Below are 10,851 nucleotides of genomic sequence, written 5' to 3' on the forward strand. Positions count from 1 at the left end.
ACTCCCCAGTAGCTGGGGTTTCTCGCTGGTCGCCTTACCCCAATGGACCAGCCGTGCCCCCGCCGGACGAACCGATGTAACGCCACTCGGCGAACCGCTCGTTGGTGGGGGATGCGGTTGCGAGGTGAAAACCGCCGCTGAGCCGACTTCGAGCCTGGCAACGCCGCGCCCCTAAAACGCCAGGTCAAAGCCGGCCGTCACGCCTTGCAGCCACAGGCTCCCCTGATTGAAGAGCACGCTCGGGTTGGCCGGACCGACGAGCGGCAACCCCGCGATCTGCGACGTGTTGACCGTCGTGTCGACCTGCGCGCCGGGCCTGATGACGCGGGTGATGTAGGTGAAGTTGTAACCGACCGTGAGGCGAAAGCCTGGCGTCAGGTGGTAGCCCACCTTCAGATCGACTGAGGGAATCAGCGCGAAATGGTTCTGCGTGAAGCTTCCGATGTTCGACGGTTGAGCCAAGAGACCGTTGGGTAGCGTGGCTGTGAACCCGGAGGCCGCGGCGGTGGTGACGCCGTCGATTTTCAAGGTCTCTTGCATGTTGCCCATCGCTAGCCGCCCCTCGCCACCAAACCAGAACCGTCGTGGCGAGCGATATTCGCCGGCCAGGCCGATGTCGCCGCCGTTGAAGTTGTTGCTCGTCGAAAAGTAATCGAAGACCGTGATGTTCGGCCGGGCAGGAAATGGCGGCGGCCCTTCGCTCGAGCGGCTGATGATCGACAGCGATTCGTTCAATTGAAAGAACCGATAGCCGCCCACGATGAAGAACCGTCCTGGCGAAGTGTACTGTCCCAGGCCCCAGCGTCCCCCGGCCCCGGCCGATTGGATGTTGCTGGTCTCGTTGACCGATACCGAACCGTTGATATTGAACGGCACTCCGGCGATGACCGCGTTTGGATAAGCGACCAACAGTGCGCTCTGCGCATTGACCAACGGGTTGCTGTCGAAGAATGGCCGCGCGAGAATTTGACCGGTTGAACCGCCAGTAAACACCGAGGCGGCCGAATAGTTCACCGAGGCCGTCGCCAGCGTCCAGTAGTTCCCTTCCAGGGCGAAGGTCTGCTCATTGTCGAGCCAGATGCCTCCCATCACGCGTCCGCCCGGCCGGAAGCCGCCGAGCACGTTCTGATTGCCGAACAAAACGCTCGTGCCGGGCTGGCCGAGCACGCCCGCTTCGGCCTGCGGTGTGCCGATGGGGCTAGTGGTCACGAGCGCTGGTAGCGAATCGTGCTTGGCCCAGAAGCCGAGAAAATCGAGATTCAAATAGTGCCGCGGCCCGGGCGGGGCATAAGGGGCATAGAGCGGCGCAGCCGGCGGCGCTGCCACGATTGGCGCGCTCATCGGCGCGGCCAGGTAGCCCGGCCCGCCCGGTACGGGACAGGTCGTGGGGGCGCCCATCATGGGCGACATGAACTGCGTGAGTGAAATCTCGCCTAGCCCAGGCAGCACGAAATCGGGAATCGTCGACGCGCCCGAGGTCTGCCGTGGCTTGCCGGCCAGACGATCGAGGCGGCGCAACACGATGTCGGCGCGGTTGCGGTCACTGGCCGTTTGGGCTCGCCGCGCCACGTTGCGCGCGTCGGTCTCCATCAAGGCCAGGTTGGCATTCCGATTCTCACCGCGGGCGATCGCGGCCACGCCCAACTCCAGCTCGTCGAGTACGGCGGTAATCGATCGCTCTTCGGGCACCGGCACGAGCGGGGTCGAGGAGACATCCCCCAGCAGGCGCGGCGCGCCCGCCGGTTCTTCGTAGCTCGCCCGCTGCACGCGCGGCGCGTCGTCGATCGCCCCATCATCCAGGGATTCGTCTTCGAGCCGATCGGCCACGTGTCGTCGCGGGGCACGTTCCTCGGCGTGCAAATATTGCTCGTGAATCCAGCGATATTCGCCGTCGGGGGGCGTGATCTTGTACCATTCCGGTTTGCCGCCGGTCTCGCTGCGCGGCTGCTCCTCGGCCAGCTCGACGGTGTCGCCGCGCTCGAGAATGATCTGCACGGCGTCGCGGCGCGCATAGAAACGGCTGCCGACACCGATTTCGGCGCGCTCGTCTTTGATCCGTGCCGTGCCATTCGGGCCGATCTGGACCGAGTCGACCGACACCAGGCTGAAGCTGCCGCGCGGCGGCCGTATGCGACACCAGCCGCCGGCGTCGTAGCCGAGAACTTCTACGCGATCGCCACGGCGCAGAATATCGGTGGCGTAGTATTCCGTGCCCGGCCCGCTGCGCACGTGGACGCTGTCGGCGTCGATCGTGGCCTCGAATGGCTCGGCGGCGTGGGCAGCAAGAGCGGTCGACAGCGCAAGCGCCATCACCGCCAGCCGCGCGACCCAATTCGCAGTGCTGAAGAGAGCCATGAATCCGCGCACTCGTTCGGCAGGCCGTGCCGCGCGCAAAACAGGCAAGCGCCGCACAGGCTCCGAGGCAAAAACGTGATCGATTAGCGCAAGGTAGTTAGCACGCCAGAACGGCGTCTTGTTTCGAGAGGAGGCGAGTAGATAGCTGAACGCCCGTCACGGTGCAAGATCAATCCGCCCCCGGCCCGCCCCAACGCCACCACAGAGGGCGCGGGGCGGGCGACAGCAGCCCATCCGCTAGCGGCTGCCGAACAGCCGCGGTCGCCAGAGCCTGGCCGGCGGACGGTGTTTGATCTTCGCGGGTTGGAACCGCAGCTCGCCTTGCAAGAAATTCTCGGTCTCGCGCAGAAATTTCTGCCGCAGCTCGGCCGTGGTGCGTTGTCGTCGTTTATTTCGTAAGGGAGGTTCGGAAAGTAACACGGTTGACTGCCCTCGTATTAAAGCCGCGATCGAGCGCAATCGCTTCGACGCCGCTTGGTTTGTGAATCCGTGGAAATAAAAAAGGCCCGACTGTCTGGCGTGACAATCGGGCCTTCTTGGAAAGCCTGACGGATTCCTGGTCCGAATCGTCACGTCGCAGGAGGCTGTGCCGTGCGGTGCATGCCGAGCGCGCTGTCCCACGCGCTGCGGTCGAAGTCGCCAGCGGCGGTCATGGCCATGAAGACTTTCACCGGGAATCTCCGCGTGACTGATAATCCAGGAAGATCAAATCGACGGGTTTTCCGGCCTGGCGCCCGGAAACATCCGCCGCACAGGAGATAGAGAGCCGCCGGTTACGGACAAGGTTCGCGCGGCAGGAAAACGGCCCGGCGTAATAACTATTGACCGAACACCGACGAGAATCTTGTAGAATCTCTACAGAAAAAGCGCCATCGATCGGCTTTATCTCATGTCCAACGTCCCCACCAGAACTTGGAAAAGCCGGTTTCAGTTCCGGTTGAGCACGTGGCTGGTGCTGATCGGGATCATGGCATGGGAAATGGCGCTTCGCCCTCGGGCTCGTTTGATCTACTCGACTTCGTGGACCGGATATAGCGAGTTTGGAACTCGCGTGGATGATTACGCCACGTGGACGTTTCAAATGTCGGGCAACTCGGCCGGCGAAAATGTCTTCTTTGGCGCCGTGCTCGAAATCAGTCCTTTTCCAGCAGTGCTGTACCCGGCTCTCGCCGTGCTTACCTTCATCGCTTGGAAGTTCTTTCAGCAAAGACGCATGCGGCGGTGCGAGCGGGCAATCGATGCGCCGGGGCGCTCGTGATGTGAATACACCAACTCGAAGCGCTGGCGAGGGTGTTTCGGCGACGGGAGCACAAGGTTAAACGCCCCTTGCTTGCGCTGCGGGCTGGTAAGCAATCCGTGTGCCGCGTGCCATGCTTTTCGCCGCAGGCGATAAGCATGCCGTTTCGGGGTTTGTCACGAAACGGGTTTACGGAACCCTGACTTGCGGCGCGGACTAAATCCGTCCAATCGGTTGCCGCGAGGGCGCGGAGCAGGAGACCGATCGCCTCATTGACAGCTTTCAGCGTTATTGCGACCTTTCGTGGCACCCACCGCCAAGCTGCAGAATTAGTTCTTCGCCGATGCCGCCATCAATGGCGGTAAACGTGTCCTCGCCGCACCTGGTGAATCCGCACTTCTGCAAAACCCGAATCGATGCGATATTCTGTTTTGCGACCCGTGCGTAAAGTGGTCGCGCTGTCGCGTGCATCAAAAACTGTGACAGCGCCGCACTGGCGATACCCCGACCCCAGTATTCTTTTCCGAGCCAATAGCCGACTCTCGGTTCGCGGCATTGTTCCCAACCAACGACGTTTCCGGCTACTTCTCCCTTCACGACAATGGTCTTGAGGATGGTGGTCCCGTCGGACATGATTTTTGCCCAGTGGACCATGAATTCGTCGCGCGCACGAGCAGGGAAAGCAGCCATACACGTCGCGTCCGGGTCGAGCTGTTGCTCGAAGAAGATCGGGAGATCGCTCGCATCGACATCTCGTAAAGAAACATCGTTCATGCGTCCGCTCCATCCACGGGGCACAATTGTCGCAACGGTCGGCCGAGCTGCGACCCGCAACGCGCCAACGCTCCGCGCCACTTACGCCAGAATCTCGCGCACCACGTTCCCGGCCACGTCGGTCAGCCGGAAATCGCGCCCTTGAAAGCGATACGTCAAGCGCGTGTGGTCAATGCCAAACAGATGCAGCATCGTGGCGTGCAGATCGTTGACGTGTACCGGATTGTCGACCGCTTTGTAGCCCAATTCGTCGGTGGCGCCGTAGCTGATGCCGGGCTTGATGCCGCCGCCGGCCAGCCACATCGAGAAGCCTTGCATGTGATGATCGCGGCCGTTGCCCTGCGCCATCGGCGTGCGGCCGAATTCGCCGCCGTAGACGATCAACGTCTCGTCGAGCATGCCGCGCTGCTTCAAATCGGTGATCAAAGCCGCGGCGCCGCGGTCGACCTCGGCGGCTGTTCCCTTGACGTGCTCCTTGACGGCGCCGTGATGATCCCAGTCGCGATGATAGAGCTGAATGAACCGCACGCCACGCTCGGCCAGGCGACGGGCGAGCAGGCAATTAGCGCTGAACGACCCGTCGGCGCCCTGCGTGCCATACATCTCCATGACGTGCGCCGGTTCGTCCGACACGTCGAGCAAGTGCGGCACGCTGGCCTGCATGCGGAAGGCCATTTCGTACTGGCTGACCCGCGTGGCGATCTCGGGATCGTCCAAGGTTTGATTCGCCTGCGTGTTGAGCGTCTTCACCGCGTCGACCAGCTCGGACTGTCGCTCGCGATCCACTCCCGGCGGATTGCTGAGATACAGCACCGCGTCCCCTTTGGAGCGGAATTCGACGCCCTGAAACCGGCTTGGCAAGAACCCGCTGTGCCACATCCGCGCGGCGATCGGCTGTGCCTGGCCGAACTTGCCCAGTGAAGTCATCACGACGAAACCGGGTAGATCGTCGCTGTCGCTTCCCAGCCCATACGTCAGCCAGGCCCCCATCGATGGCCGGCCCGAGATCGTGGTGCCGGTGTTCATGAAGGTGTGGGCCGGATCGTGATTGATAGCGTCGGTGTGCAGCGAGCGAATGATGCACAGCTCGTCGGCCACGGCGGCCAAATGCGGAAAGACGCTCGAGATTTCCTGGCCCGACTGACCGCAGCGCACAAACGGATGTTGCGGCGCCAGGCACGTCAGCTTCGCGTTTTGCAACTGCGCGATCGGCTGCCCCTTGGTGTACGACTCGGGCATGGGCTGCTTGTCCATCGCAGCCAACTTCGGCTTGTAGTCGAACGTCTCCAGGTGCGACGGACCGCCGGCCATATACAGATAGATGACGCGCTTGACGCGCGGGGCGAAATGCAGCGGTCGGACCACGCCTGGCCACGGACCATCGGCAGGCACGGCGGGCGCTGTCGGCAAGTCGCCAGCGCGCAGCAAGTTCGGCGCGCCGAGCGACGCCAGCGCGAGCGCTCCGACGCTGGTGCCCGCGCGCCCCAGAAACGTGCGGCGGCAGATTTCGCGCTTCAAAGCGTCACGGTCGGTTGAGTTGAGCCGGTGCGGAGCATTCATACTGATTCACGTCAACGAGTATTCTGGGTGCCACTGGTGGCTTGTCCACCAGTGTTTTTCATGGAAGCCTTGCACTGGTGGGCAAGCCACCAGTGGCACACAGTTGCTGACTCGAGGTCTTGTTTCACATTCCGAAAGGGTCGCCTTAATATCGCGAAATTGTTTCGTGCAGATTCAGAATCGCCCGTGCGACCGACGTCCAGGCCGCCAGCTCCGCAGGATCGAGATCCGCGGGCACGCGCCATTCGCCTACGGCGATCAGCTTGCGTGCCTCTTCGACGTTCGCCGAGTAGTGCCGTCGATGCTTTTCCAAGAGCGCGACCAGCACGCGCAGCTCATCCCCCGTGGCCGGCCGCGTAGTAGCGTGGCGAAACGCCCATTGAATGCGTTCTTCCGGCGGTAGCGCGGCTTGCCGTAGCATGTTTTCGGCAAACACCCGGGCCGTTTCCACGAAGATGGGGTCGTTCAACAGCACCAGGGCCTGCGTCGGTGTGTTCGAGCGATTGCGCTCGGCAGTACACTCCTCGCGCGTTGGCGCGTCGAAGGCCAGCAGGCTGGGATGCAAGAACGTCCGGCACCAATAGGTGTACAACCCGCGGCGATACAAATCCTGGCCGTGGTCGGCTTCATATTCGCGCACCGGAAAGTTCAGATGCGCCCAATAGCCGCGCGGCTGATACGGCTTGACGCTGCGACCGCCGATCTTGTCGACCAAGAGTCCGCTGATGGCCAGCGCGTTGTCGCGCACCATCTCGGCGTCGAGCCGGAACCGCCCCTGCCGCGCGAAGAGCAAGTTGTACGGATCCGCGTGCAATGCCTCGGGCGAAGCATGAGACGATCGGCGATAAGCGTGCGAGCTGGTGATCAGCCGCAGCATGTGCTTTACGTCCCAGCCGCTGTCGATGAACTCGGCCGCGAGAAAATCGATCAATTCCAGGTGCAGCGGCCAGGAGCCTTGCGCGCCCAGGTCGTCCAAGGGTGCGGTCAGCCCGCGGCCGAAGGCCAACTTCCATAGCCGATTCACGAACACGCGGGCCACGAGCGGGTTGTCGCGGGCGATCATCCAATTCGCCAGGTCGAGCCGCGTTGCCCGCCGCCCATCGACATCGAGCGGCTTCAGGAATCCTGGCGTGGCTGGTGACACGACCTCGCCCGACTCGTTCAGCCAGTTACCGCGCGGCAGAACGCGCGTCACACGTGGCTCGCCCGCCATCGCCACCAGCGTGCGCAGGATGCCGTCGTCGACCTCCTTGCGCTGTTTTTCGAGCGCCGCCAACTGCTCGCGCGCGGGATTCAGAAGCGGTGCAATGCCGCGATGGTGCTTCGCGATCGTTTTTCGTTCGTCGTCCGTGCGCTCGGTCGGCGCCTTGGCGACGATCGGTGCGATGTCGGCCGGCACGTCGGCCTCGATCACGCGAAAGTAAAAGCCGGCGCCGCCTTCGGCATTCACCACCTTCAATAACAGGTGATTCGTGCCCGGATGAAGCTGGATAGTGACCTTGTCTTGATCGGGTTTGAGCGGGCGTTTTTTCCGTTCGGTGAGAACCTCTTTGCCGTCGTGCCAAACGCGCAGCGCGTCATCGCTGCCTAGCGAAATCACAAGCGGCGTGGCCCGCGGCGACTCGATCGCGCGGTACAAATAGACGGCTCCACGCTCGGCCGGCAAATCGTGCGGTGCGGCATCGGCCCACTCGGCGTGAGGCGTCCAGCCGAGAGCGCCGTCGGCGAACTTTGCCGCGAGGTCGACGCCTTTTTCCGGTCCGTACGCCGTATCGAAGGCCACATCGAAATTGTCGGCCTTGAACGGCCCAACCGCTTGCCACGTGGCCAGCGCCGGCGGGTGCGCAAGCTGCTCGCGAGCCATCGCTTCCCAGGCGGTTTGCGCCGTATCGAGCTCCGGCGTTTGCACGTCGAGCGTCGTCCGCACCGCGGCCAGCGCGGCGTCGATCTCGGCCAGCTTCTTTTCCTGGTCGGGCTTCGGCACCGGGAAGGCCGGGCCGGGCAGCGCCACGGGCTGTTCTTGCACGTCGGCAAAAAACGCCGCGAAGCTGTAAAAGTCCCTGGTCGTGAAGGGATCGTACTTGTGGTCGTGACACTCGGCGCAACCGAGCGTCGCGCCCAGATAAACCGTCGAAGCGTTGCGCACCCGGTCGGCTGCGTACTTGGCGATATACTCCTTCGGCTGTGCGCCCCCTTCGGTGGTCGTCATGTTCATGCGGTTATAGCCGGACGCTACTTTCTGCGCGAGCGTCGGCTGCGGCAGCAGGTCGCCGGCCAATTGCTCGACGACGAACCGATCGAACGGCATGTTCGTGTTGAACGCGTCGATGACGTAATCGCGATAGGGGGCCACGTCGCGATGGTTGTCGCCGTGAATGCCCGTCGTATCGGCGTAGCGGACCAGGTCGAGCCAGTACATCGCCATGCGTTCGCCGAAGTGGGGCGACGCCAACAGCGCGTCGACGAATCGTGGAAACGCATCCTCGTGCGCGTCGTTCACAAAAGCATCAACTTGCTCAGACGACGGTGGCAATCCCAAGAGGTCGAAGGAGAGCCGGCGGGCAAGCGTCACGCGATCGGCTTCGGCCGCCGGTGCAATGCCCGCCTCGTTCTGGCGGATCGCCAGAAACGCATCGATTGGGTTGGCGCCTGAGTTCAGCGGCAGCCGCGGTCGCTCGATCGGCGTATACGACCAATGCTCTTGCCATGGAGCGCCGGCCGCGATCCAAGCGCGCAACAGCTCGATCTGTTTCGGCGTGAGTTGCTTGCCCGTGACCGGCGGCGGCATCCGCAGCGACTCGTCATCGGTCGTGACGCGCGCCAGCACTTCGCTCTGGTCGGGCTTGCCCGGCGTGATCGGATGGTGATCGCCCGTGGCCGCCAGCGCGCCCGCCTGTGTGTCGAGGCGCAGGTCCGCCTCGCGTTTGTTCTTGTCCGGCCCGTGGCAGGTGAAGCAATTCTCGGACAGGATCGGGCGGATATCGCGATTGAACTTGATCGCGATATCTTCGGCGCGCAGGGCACTTGCGAGGAGCGTCAACACGGCGATCGACAGCGAAGATGCAGACGCGCGAATCATGGTGCAGCGTGCGATCATGCGGCTGGTCGCGATCCGAGGTCGGACCAGGCAGGCGGTCGCGAGCCGGGCAGGTAGGTGTGCGTGGAAAGCCAGGGCAGGTATTCAGGTCGTTTCCAGTTTAACAGCGCCCCCGGGGGCCACAAGTTTTTCTCGAGCCGCGTGAATCGCAGGTGCTCATCTGCCGGACGTCGAACGGCCCGCACCGCAAGGGTATGATCAACGGGCACGTCCCACTCCGATCGCATTCCGGAAGCAACCGCGATGAAAACCGCCTCGGGCACGACGCTGATTGAAAATGGCCAACTGATCGACGGTACTGGTGCGCCGGCCGTCGCGGGCGCCGCGGTGGTGGTGCGCGATGGCCGGATCGAATACGCCGGCAGCGCGGCGGGGAGGCCGGCCTTACCGCCTGAGGCCGCGCGTATCGACGCTGGCGGGGGCACGATCATGCCGGGCCTGGTCGAAGCCCATTTTCATCCCACCTATTTCGACGTCGCCGAACTGCAGGACCTGGATATCAAGTATCCGGTCGAGTACGTCACCCTGCTGGCGGCGAGCAACGCGCGGCTGGCGCTTGAATGCGGGTACACCGCGGCGCGCAGCGGTGGCAGCCTCTTCAACATCGACGTGTGGCTAAAAAAGGCGATCGAAGCGGAGCTCACGCCCGGCCCACGCCTGGCCGCAAGCGGTCGAGAAATCTGCGGCGCCGGCGGACTAATGGATTGGAATCCCGACTTTCGCAAGATCGGCATGGAGGGCCTCGTGCTGTTGATCAACGGACCCGACGAGGGGCGCCGGGCCGTGCGCAAACTGGTCAAAGATGGTGTCGAGTGGGTGAAGACCTATCCCACGGGCGATGCCGCCGCGCCCGATACGAACGATCACCACACGCTGTGCATGACCTTCGAAGAGATGCACGCCGTCGTGGCCGAGGCGCACAATCATCGGATGAAGGTGACGGGCCATTGCCGCGCGACCGAAGGGATCAAGAACGCGCTGCGCGCCGGCTACGACACGCTGGAGCACGGCACGTTCATGGACGCCGAGGCGCTCGACATGCTGCTTGAGCGTAATACGCCGGTCGTGCCTGCCCTGCAGTTCGAACAGGCGAGCATCGTTCGCGGACCCGAGTTCAAGCTGCCGCAGGCCGTGATTGACGGTCATCAAGAAACGCTCGAGGGGGGCGCCGAATCGGCACGCATGATTCTGCGGGCCGGCGGCCGCATCGGACTGGGCGGCGATTACGGCTTCGCCTGGAATCCGCACGGTGATTACGCCAAGGAGATCAGCTTCTTTGTCAATTATGTCGGCTTCACGCCGCTCGAAGCCATCCGCTCGGCCACCAAGATCGGCGCCGAGATCATGGGCCGCGCCGACGAGTTCGGCACCGTCGAAACCGGCAAGCTGGCCGACCTGCTGATCATCGACGGGGATCCGATCGCCGACATTCGCGTGCTCGAAGACCGCTCGCGTTTTATCGCCGTCATGCAAGGAGGCGTGTTGAAAGCGGGCCGGCTGTTGCAGCCCGCCGTCGCTGGCTCGCCACACGCGACGAATGGCGCCGCCGCTGCGCAGCAGGCGCGCGTGTAAGAGAATGCATCCGCAGATTGCGCACATTTCCGCAGATTCATTTACTAGCCACAGAGTTCACAGAGAGCACAGAGGAGTAACGGATCGACAGAGTGCGCTTCGTTGCGAGTTGTCAATTCATCATTCAGTAGTGCCAAGTCACGTGTTAAGGTCCGGTTTCAACGCAAGGTGTTGAGCCGTCGTGGAGTACGGCGACGATTTGGTGGACGATCCAATCCAGCATGCGTTTGAAGCGTAGTCGTTCGAGGTGCAACGT

General features: G+C 63.1%; 6 protein-coding genes. 2 read left to right on the forward strand and 4 right to left on the reverse strand.

Annotated features, from left to right (window positions below; all coding sequences use genetic code 11):
• Nucleotides 1–171: 171 nt before the first annotated feature.
• Complete coding sequence (locus VHD36_20425; protein ID HVU89707.1) at nucleotides 172–2,355, reverse strand: BBP7 family outer membrane beta-barrel protein; 2,184 nt, start codon at nucleotides 2,353–2,355, stop codon at nucleotides 172–174.
• A gap of 889 nt (nucleotides 2,356–3,244) precedes the next feature.
• Between VHD36_20425 and VHD36_20430 the strand changes: the two genes are divergently transcribed.
• On the forward strand, nucleotides 3,245–3,613 hold the full coding sequence (locus tag VHD36_20430) for a hypothetical protein (protein ID HVU89708.1): 369 nt from the start codon (nucleotides 3,245–3,247) through the stop codon (nucleotides 3,611–3,613).
• 267 nt (nucleotides 3,614–3,880) lie between these two features.
• Here the strand turns inward: VHD36_20430 and VHD36_20435 are convergent, their stop codons facing one another.
• The 3 genes from VHD36_20435 to VHD36_20445 form a co-directional block, all read right to left on the reverse strand.
• Nucleotides 3,881–4,366 carry a GNAT family protein gene (locus tag VHD36_20435; protein ID HVU89709.1) on the reverse strand — a complete coding sequence of 162 codons (486 nt, stop codon included), beginning with the start codon at nucleotides 4,364–4,366 and terminating at the stop codon, nucleotides 3,881–3,883.
• A gap of 81 nt (nucleotides 4,367–4,447) precedes the next feature.
• Complete coding sequence (locus tag VHD36_20440) at nucleotides 4,448–5,926, reverse strand: DUF1501 domain-containing protein (GenBank protein ID HVU89710.1); 1,479 nt, start codon at nucleotides 5,924–5,926, stop codon at nucleotides 4,448–4,450.
• A 145-nt stretch (nucleotides 5,927–6,071) separates the two neighbouring features.
• Nucleotides 6,072–9,023, reverse strand: a complete 2,952-nt coding sequence (locus VHD36_20445; protein HVU89711.1) for a PSD1 and planctomycete cytochrome C domain-containing protein — start codon at nucleotides 9,021–9,023, stop codon at nucleotides 6,072–6,074.
• 243 nt (nucleotides 9,024–9,266) lie between these two features.
• Between VHD36_20445 and VHD36_20450 the strand changes: the two genes are divergently transcribed.
• On the forward strand, nucleotides 9,267–10,595 hold the full coding sequence (locus VHD36_20450; protein ID HVU89712.1) for an amidohydrolase family protein: 1,329 nt from the start codon (nucleotides 9,267–9,269) through the stop codon (nucleotides 10,593–10,595).
• Nucleotides 10,596–10,851: the final 256 nt, after the last annotated feature.

The organism is Pirellulales bacterium (assembly GCA_035546535.1).
GTDB lineage: Bacteria > Planctomycetota > Planctomycetia > Pirellulales > JACPPG01 > JACPPG01.